Raw genomic sequence first — 16,264 nt, forward strand, 5'->3', positions numbered from 1 at the left:
GATGCGCGGGCTTTTCCGCTGTTACTTTCCTGGCATTGCAGACACTCAAATTAACGGTTTCGCTAATTTTATCGGCGGCATGACACTGGACGATGATGAGGCAGTGTATGGTTACGACAGCGACTTTGGCTTTAAGCCAGCGTCCGTTTTTGGCCTGCAGGTGCGCGGCGAAATCAGCGACAAGCTATCAGCCACTGCGCAGCTGGTAGGGCGCGGAAGTGAAGACTACGACGCTGACTTTGAGTGGGCATATATGACGTATTCAGTCACGCCCAATACCAGCATCAGTGCTGGCCGTTTACGGGTTCCGCTATTTAAATATTCATCCTCACTGGATGTTGGCTATGCCTATCACTGGATAACCCCGCCTCAATCGGTCTACAACATTGATTACAACAATATTGACGGGGTCCGGGTAGATTATCAGAACTACGTTGGCAACTGGGAGTACAGCGGTCAGCTTACGGCCGGGCGCATTGAAACTGACACACTGATTGCCGGTACGCCGGCAAACCTGACTCTGACGAATGTGGTGAGTGTCTCTATGGACGTTACCCGTGACTGGTTTAGCGCCAGAGCCCTTTATGGTGTCGGTAGTGTCAGCGCACAAAACGATGATTACGAGGGCTTTATTGCCGGACTTCGTCAGTTTGGGCAGGTCGTCAGCACTGCGCCAGGCGTTGCAGACAACCTGAATATCGACGATGACTCAGGCACCTTCTTTGAACTTGCAGTCGACATTGATAAGTATGACTGGTTTTTGGGAGCCGAATACACCCGAGTAGACGTGGATGAGTCTGTGATTGCAGTTAACGATGCCTGGTATGTAACGGCCGGTATGCGTATAGGCAAGTTCACGCCGCATATTACCTATGAGCGGGAAGAGGCAGACAACAGCGATCAGTTTGGTTATCTGGCTGGGTTGCCAGGCACGATTTCCACCGGAGATACCGCACTGGATGCCGGCTGGGCTCAGCTCTATCAGACCGCACAGGGTATCGTGGCCACCCAGGCTGCAGAAACTGCGGCCGTGACCGCTGGCGTGCGCTACGATGTCCAGCCGGGACTTGCACTCAAAGCTGGTATGACCTGGTATGAGGATAAGCGAAATGCATTAAATGATGCCACACTACTGAGAGTCGGAGTAAATTATACCTTTTAAACGAGTAAGGCGGCACAGGGTGAGTGTCGCCTTACTACTTACTAAAGGTTTAGCAAAATGTGGGGATATAACTAGGAAAGGGTGAACAGAACTGTCGTCGTTTAACTGTCATGAGCGGTGTAGCGATGACAAAATCATCCCAAGGTGCCAGGTTGCGCACATACTGGTATATCCCATTACAAAAGGAGCAGGTGCGGATGAGTTTTTTAACGAGAATGCCGATAGCAACAAAGATATTTTTAATTCCCGGCATTGCTGTCCTCAGCTTTGTGGTTTATCTGCTGATAACCATTTACACCGCACTTGATAATGGTGAGCTGCTTGATCGTGCGCAGAAGGTTCAGTTTCCCGCACTGCAGCTGTCGGCGTCGACGCTGGTGGATATGCGGGAGGTGCGTGATACGCTGTCCAGTGCTGTGACGACAGGGGATGAAGACACGCTCTTGCAGGCCGAGCAGCTGGCAGAAAATGTTGATACCGGGCTTGATCAGATTGTCGCTATCAGCGGCGGTTTCAGCGGCGAAATAAGCCGCATTCGAGAGGGCTTTAACGACTACTTCTCTGTTGCGCACGATGTTTCCCGATCCATGATTGACGGAACCGCAGATTTTAGCCGTATTGGTCAGTTGTCAGAACAGATGAATGCCTCCTTTGACGACGCAGTTAGCGCGATGAGCGTGTTCAGAGATAAGCAGCAGGCAGAGTTTGAACAGGCCTTCAGTGATACCGAGAGTGCCAATACCTCGCTGATCAGCACTGGGATAGTGATTAGCATCGTGATGACGCTGATACTGTTTGCGACAGCCATTCCGATCGTGCGCGGCATTACCCAAAGCATTGTTGATGTGGTTCGCTCGCTAAAAGATATTGCACAGGAAAACGGGGATCTGACCGTACGTATTTCAACTAACAGCAAAGATGAAATCGGCGATTTGGTCTACTGGTTCAATCAGTTTATGGATAAACTCCAGGGCGTGGTAAAAGATGTGGTTGAGGCCAGCTTACCGTTGTCCAACCTGGCGCAGGACCTGCGTGGCCTGACCGAAGAAACCGGACGGACGATTGATGTCCAGCAGGCTGCGGCGGGGGATGCCAAGCACGCCGTTGACACCATGAGTCACTCGGTAGACGATGTCGCACAAAGTGCCGCACAGGCTGCTAACGATGCCGGTGAAGCAACCGACGCGGCAACGGAAGGCAAACAGATTGTTGAGCAAACGGTAGCAAGTATTCAGCAACTGGCAGAGAATGTGCGGGAAACCGCGGGGGTGATTGGCCGGCTTGAACAAGACAGTAATAAAGTCGGCTCTGTTCTTGATGTCATCAAGGGGATTGCCGAGCAAACCAATCTGCTGGCATTAAACGCCGCAATTGAAGCCGCTAGGGCCGGCGAGCAGGGCAGAGGCTTTGCCGTGGTTGCCGATGAAGTCAGAACGCTGGCCTCGCGCACGCAACAGTCAACAGAAGAGATTCAGAACACCATTGAGCAGTTACAGAGCGCTGCAAAATCTGCCGTGGATGTGATGGCGCGGGGGACCGAGCAGGCCGGCGCCAGCGTCGATACTGCCAACCGGGCAGGTGCCAGCCTGGAAACCATCACCAGTACCATTGGCCGTATCAATAGCATGAACGAGCAAATTGCGCGTAATACCGAGGACCAGCGCAATGTGGCATCTGACATTGTTAAGCATGTTGATGTCATTCATGTGCGTACCGAGGAAACCGCTGAACGCTCTGATCAGTTGGGAAGTATGTGTAACGAGCTGGCCGATCTGGCGCAGAACCTGGAAGCTATTGCCAAGCAGTTTAGGGTGTAAAGTAAAACAGACATAGCGTCAAAAACAAAAAAGCCGGCATATGCCGGCTTTTTGCGTATTACCCAATGCAATTCGCGCTACTCGTCGAGGAAGCTGCGCAACTGTTCTGAACGGCTTGGGTGGCGAAGCTTACGTAACGCTTTCGCTTCAATCTGCCGGATACGCTCACGGGTAACGTCAAACTGCTTGCCCACTTCTTCCAGCGTGTGGTCCGTGTTCATATCGATACCAAAACGCATACGCAGTACCTTAGCTTCACGGGCGGTAAGACCGGCCAGTACTTCTTGTGTAGCATTTTTCAGGCTGCCTCCGGTAGCAGAGTCCAGTGGCTGAATAATGGTACTGTCTTCAATGAAGTCACCCAGATGCGAATCTTCGTCATCGCCAATGGGGGTTTCCATTGAAATGGGCTCTTTGGCAATTTTCAGCACTTTACGGATTTTGTCTTCAGGCATTAGCATGCGTTCGGACAGCTCTTCCGGCGTTGGCTCGCGCCCCATTTCCTGAAGCATCTGACGGGAAATCCGGTTCAGCTTGTTGATTGTCTCGATCATGTGCACAGGAATACGGATCGTACGGGCCTGATCTGCAATAGACCGCGTGATTGCCTGACGGATCCACCAGGTGGCATAGGTTGAGAACTTATAACCACGGCGGTATTCAAATTTATCTACCGCTTTCATCAGGCCGATGTTGCCTTCCTGAATGAGGTCAAGGAACTGCAAGCCACGGTTGGTGTACTTTTTGGCGATTGAAATTACCAGACGCAGGTTGGCCTCGACCATTTCTTTCTTGGCCCGGCGTGCTTTGGCTTCACCAATCGACATGCGACGGTTAATGTCTTTAATATCGGCGATCACCAACCCGGTTTCCTGCTCAACCTGGTTCATTTTGGCAATACAGCGCTCAATTTCTTCGCGGTGCGCTTTTAACACGTCGGTATAAGCGTCGCCGGTATCAATGGCTTCGCTCAGCCAGTCTGTTGAAGTTTCGTTGCCAGCAAATGCGCGAATGAATTCTTTCTTCGGCATCTTTGCGTTCACAACGCAATATTTCATCACCAGACGTTCCTGAATACGGACCTTGTCCATCATGGCACGCATGTTTTTAACCATGCGGTCAAATTGCTTCGGTACCAGGCGGAACTCTTTGAAAATATTGCTCAGCGCTTCGATTTGCTCACGCGCTTCTTTGTGCGAACGGCCTTTCTTCTCGATAACGCCACGGGTTACGGCATACTGGTCACGCAGCTCCTGGAACTTGGCGCGCGCATGCTCAGGATCTACGCCGGTATCTTCTTCTTCGTCGTCCTCGTCTTCGTCGTCATCTTCGTCTTCAAGCTCTTCTTCTGACAACTCAGAGCCGACATGCGTTGCCGTTGGTGCCATATCCTGCTCGTCATCAGGATCAACAAACCCAGAGATAATGTCGCTTAGACGAATCTCTTCGGCTTCATACAAATCCCACTGATCCAACAGGTAGGTAATGGCCTCCGGATACTCGGCCACGGAGCACTGAACCTGGTTAATACCATCTTCAATGCGTTTTGCGATTTCAATTTCGCCTTCGCGGGTCAGCAGTTCTACGGTTCCCATTTCCCGCATGTACATGCGGACAGGGTCGGTGGTTCTGCCAATTTCGCTTTCGACGGTGGCCAGCGCCTGTGCGGCAGCTTCCGCTGCATCCTCATCGGCGGTGGCTTCCTGCATGAGCAGTTCATCAGAATCCGGAGCGGCTTCTGACACCTGTATGCCCATGTCATTGATCATGCGGATAATATCTTCGATTTGATCAGAATCGATGATGTCTTGCGGCAGGTGGTCATTTACTTCCGCAAAGGTCAGATACCCTTGCTCTTTACCTTTTGCAATCAGGAGCTTAATCTGAGACTGCTTGCTTTGCGCCATATACCCTACACTTCTAACATTCAATTAAGTTGCACGAATAGTGGATGCTTACTTCAACACTTTCGCTATCGTATCGATGCCGCTTCCGCCTGGTGTCATATTTGCTGACACCTGCACGGGTCTTGCTGCCCGCTATCCGGCTTATTGATTTACTTTGCCGCGATGATTGCAATGGTTGTCTAAACCAACACGCGGTCATAAGCGAATTAGCCAGTATAGCAGATTTAAAGCTATTTTGACCAGAGGCCGCCTCACATTGCTGACTAAAAAAGCGTCGCCAAGTGCAATGTATGATATATACGGATCTCTCTTAGCTGCGCTGACGCTCTTTCATCAGCAGGTTGAGTTCCTGTTTTTCAACCTGTGTTAACGATTGCACCCTGGCCCGTGACAGCAAGGTGTCGATTCGGCTGTCAAAATGCCAGTCCAGTAAACGGGCAAAACTGTCCACGTAAACCTGTTGTGCGTCGTCGTCGCTAACTAAATGTTCCTGTCCTAATAACTTACCGATAGCCTGTGAATGGGGATCAGCGCGAAAGTTTTCAATCAACTGGGCGGTGGAGGAGGCTGGGTGCTGCTGGCAATATTGATGTACAGCGATCAACACCGGCATACCGGGTAAACCAGAATCCGCCAGAATAGCGGGGTCGACATCTGGGCACTCGCTTGCCAGTGGCGGATGTTCTACCAGCAGGCGTACCATCATACGCAGTGGCGAGACCCGTGATTTATTGGTGTACATAGCAGATGGAGAGGGCGCTGCACGGGAACTGCGGGTGTTGGCCTGCTTAATGTCGTGCTGTAAACGAAAGCGGTCATACTCTTTCGTATGTTTGGCCAGTTCTTCTTCGAGCAACAGGCGTTGATCGTCACCGTCTATCTGGTCTATTAGTGGCTGCGCCGCGGATTTCAGTGCCAGTTTTCCTTCGGGCGTACCGACATTGTGATTTTTTAACAGCGAGTCGAAGAAAAACTGCGACAACGGCATGGCCTTGCTGAGTAGTTCTGTAAAACCATCCTGACCGACTTTTCTCACCATGGTATCAGGGTCTTCGCCGTCAGGCAGAAAGAGAAACGACAACTGGACACCGTCTTTCAGCGCTGGCAGCGCATTCTCAAGTGCTCGCCAGGCCGCATCGCGACCGGCGCGATCGCCATCGTAGCAACAAACGACCTGTGAGGAACTGCGCAGCAACATCTGAATATGCTCGGGCGTAGTAGCGGTACCAAGGGCGGCAGTAGCATTATTGATGCCGAACTGACTTAAGGCCACCACATCCATATAGCCTTCAACCACCATTACGGTATTGAGCTGCCGGTTTTGCTGACGCGCCTGATAATACCCGTACAATTCCCGGCCTTTATGAAAGATGCGGGTTTCCGGCGAGTTCAGGTATTTCGGTCCGCCGTCTTCCAGTACCCGGCCACCAAAGCCAACCACGCGACCCCGCCGATCACGGATGGGGAACATAATGCGGTTGCGGAAAAAGTCATACTGCTTACCGCTGTCATTGCGGTTTATCAGCTTCAGATCGATAAGTTGCTGTATGCGTTGTTCCGATGTACCAAACGTACTCAGCACGGCATCCCAGCTCTCTGGCGCGAAGCCTATTTCCCAGTGTTTGACCACTTCGCCGGACAGCCCCCGCGACTTCAGGTAATCAATCGCTTGCTGCCGGTTGTCGTGCGAGCGCAGCTGTTGCTGATAAAAGCGGGCGACCTGCTCCATGAGGGCATAATCATCCTGCTGCTGCTGGCGCTCCTGTTCAGTGCGTTGCGGCAGGTGTCCTTTTTCGCGGGGCACCTCAAGGCTGTGGTAGCGGGCCAGCTCTTCGATGGCTTCGACAAAGTCGAGGCGGTCAAATTCCATCATGAAAGAAATAGCATTGCCATGTGCGCCACAGCCAAAACAGTGGTAGAACTGTTTATCCTGACTTACGGTAAAGGACGGCGTTTTTTCATTGTGAAACGGGCAGCAGGCCTGGTAGTTTTTACCGGCTTTCTTAAGTTTTACACGGCTGTCGACGATATCCACGACATCGGTGCGCGCGAGTAGATCGTCAATAAAGTCGCGGGGGATCTTTCCTGCCATCTGGGTTATCACTATTTGCAGCGTACCGGATGCGCTGCATCCGGTCGCCGTCGTTACTGGTTAAGCCGGGCTTTAATTTTCTGACTGACAGCACCCATATCGGCGCGGCCCTGTACCTGTGGCTTGAGTGTGCCCATGACCTTACCCATATCCTGCATGCCGCTGGCGCCTGTGGCTGTGACTGCATCATCAATCAGCGTATCAAGCTCTGCATCACTTAGCGGCGCCGGCATAAAGTCTTCAAGAACGGTGATTTCTTCACGCTCTTTACTGGCCAGATCATCACGGCCAGCGTCATCATACTGAGCAGCGGCATCCTGGCGCTGCTTGACCATTTTAGTCAGGATCGCCAGTACGTCAGTATCGCTCAGCGTAATTTGTTCATCAATTTCGCGCTGCCGGATGGCAGCCAGCGCCATTCTGATTGTACCTAAGCGGGTTTTATCCTTTGCGCGCATTGCTTCTTTCTGTGCAGCGCTTAATTCATCTTTTAATGCCATGACTATGCTAACCCATGTGATTATTTGATTTAGGGGAATGAATAACTAGGATACCATGGTGATTTCACCAAGAAGAGACAACTTTCACTTTTTTCAGGGCGCAGAAACACGAAAGGTGCTGCACAAGCAACACCTTTCGGGATAATAATGAACCCTGTCTTAGTAGAGTTTCACGCGGCGAGCGTTTTCGCGAGCCAGCTTTTTAAGATGACGCTTTTTAGCGGCAGCTTTTTTACGCTTGCGTTCCCACGTAGGCTTCTCGAAAAATTCGCGACGACGTACTTCAGACAGAACGCCTGCTTTTTCACAAGAACGCTTAAAACGACGAAGCGCAACATCAAACGGCTCGTTTTCTCTTACTTTAACGATAGGCATTAAAAAATCACCTCAAAACTTAACAGTTGTTCCGGGTTAATTTATGCACGAAAAGTGGCACCCGGGCTAAAAATGGTGCGAAATTCTAATCATATCTGGATCCGATGTAAAGTCTGATTTGCCAAAAAATAAACAATAATTGCCCTTAATCCTGCGTCTGCCATTCACGATACGCGTAGAAAACGATACACTCAGCGGGTTTGAGAAAAAGCCCAGCAAAAGGCAGTGGTATGCGAATATTAGGTATTGAAACGTCCTGTGATGAAACCGGCGTGGCGGTTTATGATGATAAACATGGCTTATTGTCACACGAGCTATACAGTCAGGTGAAGCTGCATGCTGACTATGGTGGCGTAGTGCCTGAACTGGCGTCGCGGGATCATGTCAGAAAGCTGTTGCCACTTATTACCAAAGCGCTTACCGATGCAGATACCCATCACAGCGAGCTGGATGGTATTGCCTATACGCAGGGGCCCGGTCTGGTCGGCGCGTTACTGGTCGGCTCGTCCGTGGCGCGTTCACTGGCCTATGCCTGGGGACTGCCTACGGTGGGCGTGCATCATATGGAGGGGCATCTGCTGGCGCCTATGCTGGAAGACAATGTCCCGGCATTTCCTTTTGTGGCGCTACTGGTCTCTGGCGGCCACTCCATGCTGGTCAAGGTGGCAGGTATCGGCGAGTACGAGGTGCTGGGCGAGTCAATCGACGATGCTGCCGGCGAAGCCTTTGACAAAACAGCCAAGCTGTTAGGGTTGGATTACCCCGGTGGCCCGCTGCTGGCAAAGCTTGCTGATCAGGGCGAGGGCGGCCATTATCAGTTTCCGCGTCCGATGACAGACCGTCCCGGTCTGGACTTTAGCTTCAGTGGACTAAAAACCTTTGCTGCCAATACTATCCGTGATGCTGATGACAGCGAGCAAACCCGCGCTAATATCGCCTATGCGTTTCAGGAGGCGGTGGTCGATACGCTGCGCATAAAGTGTCGCAGGGCGCTTAAACAAACCGGACTTAAACGACTGGTCATTGCAGGCGGCGTCAGTGCCAACCGTGCACTGCGCCAACAAATGCAGGCGATGATGGATGACTTGAGGGGCGAGGTGTTCTATCCGAAACTTGAGTTTTGTACCGATAACGGCGCCATGATTGCCTATGCCGGCATGCAGCGACTTAAAGCCGGCCAGACCAGTGACCTGTCTGCCAAAGCAACACCCCGGTGGCCGCTGGACAGTCTGGCGCCGGTAGCAACCGCGCAGTCGGAGACGGCATTGTGATCGTGCGTGCACGCAGCGCTATCACTCACATCCGAAAGTCAGCACTGGCATTACTGCCTTTATTGCTGCTCTGGTCAGGGCTGACCTGTGCAAACGCCACGGCGGCCGGCACTGACGTTAATGAGCAACATGTGGTGCTTATGTCGCTGGACGGCTTCAGGCATGACTATATTGAAAAGCACGACGCGTCGTCGCTGGCTGCCATGGCGAAAAACGGCGTGCGCGCCGAACGTCTGACACCGGTGTACCCGGCCAATACCTTTCCCAATCACCTGTCGATTGTCACAGGCCTCAGACCGGTTAATCATGGCATTGTGAATAATGACTTTTATGATAAACGCCGCCCGGATGGTGACGGGTATGCCCACTACAGCATGGGTAAAGGCCGGCAGGACAGTACCTGGATACATGCATTGCCGTTCTGGAACTTAGTTGAGTTTCACGGTAAAAAAGCCGCCACTTTTTTCTGGCCGGAATCGGATGCGCGGATTAACGGCGCACTGCCAACCTATCATTATGCCTATTCCAAGTATGCCGATTATCAACAGCGGGTCGATCAAATTGTCAGCTGGTTGTCGTTGCCGGACGCACAGCGCCCGCGCTTCGTGGCCGGGTATTTTTCTCTGGTCGATTCGGTCGGTCATGACGCAGGCCCCGACGCGCAGGAGACCCGCGACGCGGTCAGGCAGGTCGACGCACTGATTGGCCAGCTTCAGCGGCGCCTGGCCGCACTACCTGTTGCCGTGAACCTGATCATTGTCTCTGATCACGGTATGACTGAGCTCAACCCGGATGCGGTGATAGGTCGTGACAGTCTGGCGATTAACAACAGCGCGTTTATTGCAGAAAATAACGATGCCCAGATGATGCTCTATGCGAAACCCGGTACCGATGCAAAAACGATTGCCTGGCAGGCCGATGTACTGAAGGAAACCAGTCAGGGGGCGTATCGTGTGTTAAGTCCGTCGCAGCGCGAGCAACGCCACTTCAGTCAGGGGCCAAGAACCGGCGATATTATACTGGAGGCCATACCGCCGGCACGCTTTACCGACGCTGATAATACCTACACTAGTCTGGGCGGCCATGGTTATCCCCCCCAGCACCCGGATATGGGCGGGTTGTTCGTGGCGACCGGGCCGGCGTTTAAGCAGGGGGCAACGCTGCCGCCGGTGAGCAATCTGGAGGTGTATCCGGCAATGGCAGAAATACTGGGTCTGCCTCTGTTAAGTGAGATAGACGGTGAGGTGTCCGTGCTTCGTGAGGGGCTTACGGCAGAGCAGTAAAAGGGCAGGGCGGCTTATTCTTTTATACGGCCTTTATCCCAGATCCGGCTTTCTGTGCGATTTAGCAGGCGCACAATATTGCCTCGATGCCGCGCGATAATAAGAATCGACAGCATGGCCACGGGCAGTGTATACAGCGGCTTAATAAAGAAGGTAAAAAGCGGGGCCAGTGATACCGCAACCAAGGCCCCCAGTGAAGAATAGCCACTGATAAACACCACGACCGCCCAGCTCAAAACGAGTAATCCCGCCAGATCCAGGCCGATTGGCAGCATCGCACCAAACGCCGTGGCAACGGCTTTGCCACCTTTAAAGCCGAAGTACAGCGGAAAAATGTGCCCGAGGCAGGCGGCAATCGCGATAACGCCAAGGTAGAGGGGCTCAATACCCAAAAAGTAACTGCCGTACACCGGCAGCGTACCTTTTAATATATCCATCACCAGTACCAGCAGTGCCGGGAAACGGCCACCGAGACGCAGCACGTTGGTAGCGCCGGGATTACCGGACCCCGCGGTACGCGGATCGGGCAGTGCAAACATCCGGCATATCACTACCGCACTGGAAAGTGAGCCAAACAGGTAGGCTACACCTATCATCAGAATTATGGTTGCAATCATGTATTACTGCGAAGGTTCAGGGTAAACTGCGTCTCACAGTACTAAAAACCGGCAGATTGCACCAGAACTGTGCTGATTTTTCCTGGTTGGTTCGACCAGGTGCCGGGCCCGCGAACGGGAGCGTCATGGAACAAATACATATAACAGGGCTGGGGGTAGATACACTGATTGGTGTTTACGACTGGGAACGTAAGCGCCAGACCCGCCTCAAACTTAATCTTGTCCTGTCGGTTGATCTCAGTGATGCGATGGCAAGCGATAAGGTCAACGACACCATTGACTATGCGGCTGTTGCAGCCCACTGCCAGAGCTTCGCCGGAGATAGCCGGTTTGAGTTACTTGAGGCGTTTGGTTCGGCACTGATGACCTCATTGCTGGATACGTTTTCTGTGGCAGAAGTGGCACTGACAGTTGAAAAGCCCGGCATTCTGCCCGATGCCGAGATGGTCGCTGTGTCGATGGCAAGAGCTGCAAACTAGATGAGTACGCACGAAATTCTGATAAGCGTTGGCTCCAATATCCAGCGCAGCTATCATACCCGGCAAGCCAGAGAGGCCCTCGAAAGCGCGTTTTCAGATATTCGCTGTTCGTCGGTGTACGAAAGCGAAGCGGTTGGCTTTGACGGCGACGCGTTTTATAACCTGGTGATCAAAGCCCAGACGTCACTGCCGCTGAAAGCGGTCTGTGATGTGCTTAAACGCATCGAGGCGGATAATGGTCGCGTGCATGGCGATAAAAAGTTTTGCTCCCGCACGCTGGATCTTGACCTGCTGACCTACGATGATGTCGTTACCTCTACACCGGTAGTACTGCCACGTGAGGAAATTCTTTACAATGCGTTTGTGTTACTGCCGCTGGCTGAGCTGGTCCCAACGCATCGCCATCCGGCAAAACAAACAACCTACCAACAGCTGTGGGATGAGTTTGACAAGTCCCGGCAACATCTGCGTCCTGTTGAATTTTCATGGAGAGCGGCACCTTGACGTTATTTGAAATCATTATACTGGCAATTATTCAGGGAATTACGGAATTTTTGCCAATCAGCAGTTCGGCACACCTGCTGCTGCCTTCTGCGTTACTGGGATGGCGGGAACAGGGGCTGGCTTTCGATGTCGCTGTGCATGTGGGCAGTCTACTGGCAGTCATCCTGTATTTTCGCAACGACATCATCAGCATGAGCGGGGCCTGGCTGACGCAGGGGTTTAGACGTCAGCAATCGTCAGACAGTAAGCTGGCCTGGTTTGTGATTCTGGCCACCCTACCGGCGATCATTGTCGGCTTTGCGCTAAAAGATCTGATCGAACTTTATGCCCGCACCCCGCTGGTTATTGCCATCACCACCATTGGGTTTGGGCTGCTGCTTTGGTACGCCGATGCGTTTGCGCGCCGGGCCCAGCAGTTAGAGACACTGACTCTGCGTCAGGCTATGGTCATTGGTATTGCTCAGGTGCTTGCGCTTATTCCGGGCACGTCACGCTCTGGGATCACCATGACGGCCGGGTTAATGCTGGGCCTTGACAGGGAAAGTGCTGCACGCTTTTCGTTTTTACTGTCTATACCGGTGATTCTGGGCGCAGGTACGCTGGCAGTGGCCGATTTAATCGGTCAGAGTGCGCCTGTTGACTGGATGGTGCTGCTGTACGGCGCGGGCTTTTCATTTATCAGTGCTTACGCCTGTATCTATCTGTTTTTAAGCTGGATCTCTCGCATTGGCATGCTGCCGTTTGTAATCTACCGGCTGATCCTGGGCGTAGGTCTGCTATGGTTTATCATCTGAGCAGGGACAGACTTTAAGGAGAGCTTGAATGGCTGACACAATTTTTACCAAAATTATCAATAAAGACATACCGGCTGATATTCTCTATGAAGATGAGTTATCGCTGGCATTTAAAGATATCAATCCGCAGGCACCGGTGCATTTTCTGGTGATCCCCAAAAAGGCCATTGCTACCATCAATGACATTGGAGAGGACGACCGTGAACTGGTGGGGCATTTGTCTTACGTTGCTGCCAAAGTTGCCGATGAGCTGGGCATAGCAGAAGAAGGGTATCGCACAGTCATGAACTGTAACGAGTTCGGCGGCCAGTCGGTTTACCATATTCATCTGCATGTCATGGGCGGAAAGTTACTGGGCTGGCCCCCGTTTACCGACAAACCAAAAACTCTGGAATAAAAAATTCAGGCCGAACCGGTATGTATTCGTGGAGCTCGTTGGTCACGACATTTTCATTATAAATAAAAGCAACAAGGGGAGGCGTTGTGCTCTCCTTGTTGTCGTTCAACAGCCGGCCTGACGCCGTAACCAGCCCGTCAACCTCGCGCAGCCGAGGGTCTTCTTCGTACGTAAAGCGCCCCCTCAGACAGCTGTTCTATCTGTTTACTTTTTATTTCACTTATCAGTTTTTGCGAACTGCCTAAGTTTATGATTTGAATGCGTAAAGCTGTACTATGCCAACAGTGAATTATTTATATGCGCCTCTTGGGGGCCGCATTATTGAAATGTTAGGTGCCAATAGGAATTTGAATGCGCAAGAATAATCAACTATTAATCGCTGGCAGTTTAAGCATCTTGGCTGCATTACTTCATATTAGTTGTATTTTCGGCGGCCCTGACTGGTATCTCTTTTTTGGTGCTGGTCAACGAATGGCTCAACTCGCTGCTCAGGGAGATCCGTACCCCACAATTGCAACTTTGGTTATTGCTTCAATTCTTACCGGCTGGGGCTTATATGCTTTTTCTGGTGCAGGCATCATCGTTAAATTACCATTACTAAAAACGTGTCTGGTTTTAATCACTGCCATCTATTTGTTACGAGGCATCGCAGGCTTAGTTGGTCCATTTCTCACTTCAGACCCTGTGGTACATCAAAACTCAATAACCTTTTGGTTAGTAAGCTCAATTGTATGCTGTATTTATGGAACGTTTTATTTATTGGGCACAGTAAAGTTATGGCGGCAGTAAAAAGCGCGCTGGCACATAAAAAAATTAAGTTCGCCTGCTTCGCGGGCTGGGACGCAAACATGTGGGCAGCTCACATGCCTGCGCCCGTTAGTTAAAAGTGAGGTTTTCAAAGGAGAATAAAATATGGAAGGTGTTTTCGAAGGTGTTGGCGCAGTAGGTGCTCTATTTTACCTCGCCCTCATCATGTTATGGGTTTTGGTCCCGGTATTTGTGTTTCTCATATCAAAACGAGTTAAAGAGATGCGGGATATGGCAAGAGAATCTCGCCTGGAAATAAAAGAGCTCAATGCTAGCCTCAAGTACTTAAAGCGAAAATTCAAAGAATCTAATGAACAGCAAACCTAGCAATACGCGATTGACGCTCACATCGCTCGCTGCCACGGCAAAGTAATGCACAACATCCTGTATAAGTGAGGTGCAAAATGAGAATTGTCGCATTTACCGAAGCCCGAAATGGTATCCAAAGCTTGTTCCTGCTCCTCAACCAGAAATAAGAAAGCCGGTCCACGAATGCGGACCGGCTTGCGCTCAGGTGCGGGTTTTCTTACCCATTATCGGAACGATTACTCAAGGCCGAGCACTGCCTTACCCTGATCGAAATGGATATCAACCGGTATATTGGCTTTTTCAAGGCGGGCCAGATCAGAAGCCAGTACAGGCTTAATAACGCCTAACTCACTGACCAGCTTTGCCACACCGTCGTAGTCGCCATCGCCCTGTAGAGTAAGAATACGCTCAGACAGTGCCTCAATCGCATCGCCCATTTTGTCCATATTGACGCGGTACAGCCCGTCTTCGGTTTTTTCAAACGCGCCCTGATTGGCAAAAAAGTTAAACCGGATCATATTGGCCTTGCCGTGGGCACTGGATGCGCCGAAACGCACTGAGCGGAAAATACCGGCCATAAACGTCACATAGTAGTCTTCCAGCGTCCCTTTATCGATTTCGCCTTTTTCGAGCAGGCTTTCCACCATATACAGCCCGAGGATATCTGCCTTGCCTTCTTCCAGTGCCGAGGCATGTTCTTTCAGCGCCTCGCGCACGGTACCTTTGCCGTTTAAGGTATTCTTGATACCCAGGCCATGCGCAACTTCATGGAACATGGTGTTAGCAAAAAACGCATCAAAGGTAATATGCTTGCGCTGTTCGGGCACAATCAGTTCGTCCGCAATGGGCAGCAGGATGTTATCAAACTTGGCACGCATGGCGTTTTTAAGTTGCAGGCGGCGGGTGCCTTTTTCCAGCTGGACTCGCTCGTCATTCGGCAGATTGATCGCAATGGTTTTGCTGCCGGCATTGGAGTGTCCGGCGTAGTAAATGACATCGTAGGCGTTAAGGTCGGCATCTGAGCCAGGCATTTCTGCCTTGTAGTCCTCTGCTACGGGCAAGCCACGCTGCAGTTCCGGTAAAAACTGTGCGTATTTAGCCAGCTTGTCACTCCACGCGACATCTTTAATCAATACATACGCTTCAAATGCAGCCCGGTAACCGTACAGCTGATCTTCGTAGGTTTCGATGGGGCCGATAACCAGCTCCACAGGGTTTGACTTCATATCCATCCATGCCATATCGGACGCCAGATAGTCATCGGTTGTCAGCGCCTCTGCCCGCAGGGTCAGGTAATTGGCAAAGTCTTCATCCTCGGCCAGTTCAGCGGCCTGACGCAGCAAGTCGGCGGCTTTTTTCAGTTTGCCAGCATACGCCTCAGAATAAGGCACGGTGGTAAGCTCGCCCTGCTTGTTACGCCGGACTAGCGAATAAAGGCCTTGCTTTGACTCAGAGTCCCAGGCTTCGAACTCTTCTTTGGTCATATCGTGGGGATAGAACTCTGCACCCAGCGGCTTTTCTTCAAAGCCGGACAAAAACGGTGCCTCACCGTTTAAGCGATCCCAGGGGCCATAATTGATCATGGCAAAGTGGTTAACGTCGTCGTTTTTCAGGCCAGCCAGAAATTCTGACTTGTCTTTGTAAAAGGCCTGTTGCCAGAATAAATCATCCATTATCTTCGCGGCATCAATTAAAATACTCAGCATTTCATGCTGGTCACTGCTTAAGTGTGAAAGATCACTTTGTAATGTGACGGGTTCGTAAATTGACAGGCGGCTCTCATCAATGAGTAGTTCATGGCCTGTCTGTTCAGACGTCTGCGCCGATGGTGCCGGCTGTGCGCCTTTGTCTGTTGATGATTCCGGTGCCGGGCTGCAGGCACTCAGCAGGAGTGCTGACATTGCAGCAGTCAGCGCAGATAATGGAAAAGATCGTGATTTCATAGCGTTC

Annotated in this window: 16 protein-coding genes; 10 read left to right on the forward strand and 6 right to left on the reverse strand. The window is 51.5% G+C overall.

The window, feature by feature from the left end; genetic code table 11:
• Position 1: 1 nt before the first annotated feature.
• Both IE054_RS05925 and IE054_RS05930 read left to right on the forward strand, forming a co-directional pair.
• Entirely contained in the window at positions 2-1,162 is a 1,161-nt protein-coding gene (locus IE054_RS05925) for a topoisomerase IV (RefSeq protein WP_189404303.1), read from the forward strand.
• A gap of 197 nt (positions 1,163-1,359) precedes the next feature.
• Complete coding sequence (locus IE054_RS05930) at positions 1,360-2,979, forward strand: methyl-accepting chemotaxis protein (RefSeq protein ID WP_189404305.1); 1,620 nt, start codon at positions 1,360-1,362, stop codon at positions 2,977-2,979.
• Between the two features lie 77 nt (positions 2,980-3,056).
• Here IE054_RS05930 and rpoD read toward each other — a convergent pair whose 3' ends face one another.
• The 4 genes from rpoD to rpsU form a co-directional block, all read right to left on the reverse strand.
• Entirely contained in the window at positions 3,057-4,886 is a 1,830-nt protein-coding gene (gene rpoD / locus IE054_RS05935) for an RNA polymerase sigma factor RpoD (RefSeq protein WP_189404307.1), read from the reverse strand.
• Between the two features lie 310 nt (positions 4,887-5,196).
• On the reverse strand, positions 5,197-6,978 hold the full coding sequence (dnaG, locus tag IE054_RS05940) for a DNA primase (RefSeq protein WP_189404309.1): 1,782 nt from the start codon (positions 6,976-6,978) through the stop codon (positions 5,197-5,199).
• Between the two features lie 53 nt (positions 6,979-7,031).
• A complete protein-coding gene (locus IE054_RS05945; RefSeq protein WP_189404311.1) occupies positions 7,032-7,478 on the reverse strand; it encodes a GatB/YqeY domain-containing protein in 447 nt (148 codons plus the stop codon).
• Between the two features lie 159 nt (positions 7,479-7,637).
• Positions 7,638-7,853 carry a 30S ribosomal protein S21 gene (rpsU, locus tag IE054_RS05950; RefSeq protein WP_012517258.1) on the reverse strand — a complete coding sequence of 72 codons (216 nt, stop codon included), beginning with the start codon at positions 7,851-7,853 and terminating at the stop codon, positions 7,638-7,640.
• A gap of 230 nt (positions 7,854-8,083) precedes the next feature.
• Here rpsU and tsaD point away from each other — a divergent pair, with 230 nt between their 5' ends.
• Positions 8,084-9,124, forward strand: coding sequence for a tRNA (adenosine(37)-N6)-threonylcarbamoyltransferase complex transferase subunit TsaD (gene tsaD, locus IE054_RS05955; protein ID WP_189404313.1), 1,041 nt, complete (start codon positions 8,084-8,086; stop codon positions 9,122-9,124).
• A 65-nt stretch (positions 9,125-9,189) separates the two neighbouring features.
• Positions 9,190-10,407: an alkaline phosphatase family protein gene (locus IE054_RS05960; RefSeq protein WP_373293846.1), complete on the forward strand. Its 1,218-nt coding sequence runs from the start codon at positions 9,190-9,192 to the stop codon at positions 10,405-10,407.
• A gap of 14 nt (positions 10,408-10,421) precedes the next feature.
• On the opposite strand, the gene plsY is transcribed toward IE054_RS05960, so the two are convergent.
• A complete protein-coding gene (plsY, locus tag IE054_RS05965) occupies positions 10,422-11,024 on the reverse strand; it encodes a glycerol-3-phosphate 1-O-acyltransferase PlsY (RefSeq protein WP_189404314.1) in 603 nt (200 codons plus the stop codon).
• Between the two features lie 125 nt (positions 11,025-11,149).
• Here plsY and folB point away from each other — a divergent pair, with 125 nt between their 5' ends.
• The 6 genes from folB (at position 11,150) to IE054_RS05995 (ending at position 14,332) form a co-directional block, all read left to right on the forward strand.
• Positions 11,150-11,503 (forward strand): dihydroneopterin aldolase, encoded by a 354-nt coding sequence (folB, locus tag IE054_RS05970; protein ID WP_189404316.1) that lies wholly within the window; start codon positions 11,150-11,152, stop codon positions 11,501-11,503.
• Positions 11,504-12,007: a 2-amino-4-hydroxy-6-hydroxymethyldihydropteridine diphosphokinase gene (gene folK, locus IE054_RS05975; protein WP_189404318.1), complete on the forward strand. Its 504-nt coding sequence runs from the start codon at positions 11,504-11,506 to the stop codon at positions 12,005-12,007. It abuts the gene before it with no gap.
• Positions 12,004-12,801, forward strand: a complete 798-nt coding sequence (locus tag IE054_RS05980; RefSeq protein WP_189404320.1) for an undecaprenyl-diphosphate phosphatase — start codon at positions 12,004-12,006, stop codon at positions 12,799-12,801. Before folK ends, IE054_RS05980 begins: the two co-directional genes overlap by 4 nt.
• 28 nt (positions 12,802-12,829) lie before the next feature.
• Positions 12,830-13,198 (forward strand): histidine triad nucleotide-binding protein, encoded by a 369-nt coding sequence (locus IE054_RS05985; protein WP_189404322.1) that lies wholly within the window; start codon positions 12,830-12,832, stop codon positions 13,196-13,198.
• A gap of 351 nt (positions 13,199-13,549) precedes the next feature.
• Entirely contained in the window at positions 13,550-13,987 is a 438-nt protein-coding gene (locus IE054_RS05990) for a hypothetical protein (protein ID WP_189404324.1), read from the forward strand.
• Between the two features lie 123 nt (positions 13,988-14,110).
• The gene (locus tag IE054_RS05995) at positions 14,111-14,332 is read left to right on the forward strand and encodes a 6TM ABC transporter family protein (RefSeq protein WP_189404326.1); all 222 of its coding nucleotides are present in this window, start codon (positions 14,111-14,113) and stop codon (positions 14,330-14,332) included.
• A gap of 218 nt (positions 14,333-14,550) precedes the next feature.
• Here IE054_RS05995 and IE054_RS06000 read toward each other — a convergent pair whose 3' ends face one another.
• Positions 14,551-16,257, reverse strand: a complete 1,707-nt coding sequence (locus tag IE054_RS06000) for a DUF8614 domain-containing protein (protein WP_189404328.1) — start codon at positions 16,255-16,257, stop codon at positions 14,551-14,553.
• Positions 16,258-16,264 lie beyond the last annotated feature (7 nt).

This window comes from Alteromonas halophila, from assembly GCF_014651815.1.
Lineage (GTDB): Bacteria > Pseudomonadota > Gammaproteobacteria > Enterobacterales > Alteromonadaceae > Alteromonas > Alteromonas halophila.

Excerpts from the sequence above, each read along its gene's own strand:
- IE054_RS05925 (WP_189404303.1), top strand. The coding sequence starts at position 2 with ATGCGCGGGCTTTTCCGCTGTTACTTTCCTGGCATTGCAGACACTCAA.
- IE054_RS05930 (WP_189404305.1), top strand. The coding sequence starts at position 1,360 with ATGAGTTTTTTAACGAGAATGCCGATAGCAACAAAGATATTTTTAATT.
- rpoD (WP_189404307.1), bottom strand. The coding sequence starts at position 4,886 with ATGGCGCAAAGCAAGCAGTCTCAGATTAAGCTCCTGATTGCAAAAGGT.
- dnaG (WP_189404309.1), bottom strand. The coding sequence starts at position 6,978 with ATGGCAGGAAAGATCCCCCGCGACTTTATTGACGATCTACTCGCGCGC.
- IE054_RS05945 (WP_189404311.1), bottom strand. The coding sequence starts at position 7,478 with ATGGCATTAAAAGATGAATTAAGCGCTGCACAGAAAGAAGCAATGCGC.
- rpsU (WP_012517258.1), bottom strand. The coding sequence starts at position 7,853 with ATGCCTATCGTTAAAGTAAGAGAAAACGAGCCGTTTGATGTTGCGCTT.
- tsaD (WP_189404313.1), top strand. The coding sequence starts at position 8,084 with ATGCGAATATTAGGTATTGAAACGTCCTGTGATGAAACCGGCGTGGCG.
- plsY (WP_189404314.1), bottom strand. The coding sequence starts at position 11,024 with ATGATTGCAACCATAATTCTGATGATAGGTGTAGCCTACCTGTTTGGC.
- folB (WP_189404316.1), top strand. The coding sequence starts at position 11,150 with ATGGAACAAATACATATAACAGGGCTGGGGGTAGATACACTGATTGGT.
- folK (WP_189404318.1), top strand. The coding sequence starts at position 11,504 with ATGAGTACGCACGAAATTCTGATAAGCGTTGGCTCCAATATCCAGCGC.
- IE054_RS05985 (WP_189404322.1), top strand. The coding sequence starts at position 12,830 with ATGGCTGACACAATTTTTACCAAAATTATCAATAAAGACATACCGGCT.
- IE054_RS05990 (WP_189404324.1), top strand. The coding sequence starts at position 13,550 with ATGCGCAAGAATAATCAACTATTAATCGCTGGCAGTTTAAGCATCTTG.
- IE054_RS05995 (WP_189404326.1), top strand. The coding sequence starts at position 14,111 with ATGGAAGGTGTTTTCGAAGGTGTTGGCGCAGTAGGTGCTCTATTTTAC.
- IE054_RS06000 (WP_189404328.1), bottom strand. The coding sequence starts at position 16,257 with ATGAAATCACGATCTTTTCCATTATCTGCGCTGACTGCTGCAATGTCA.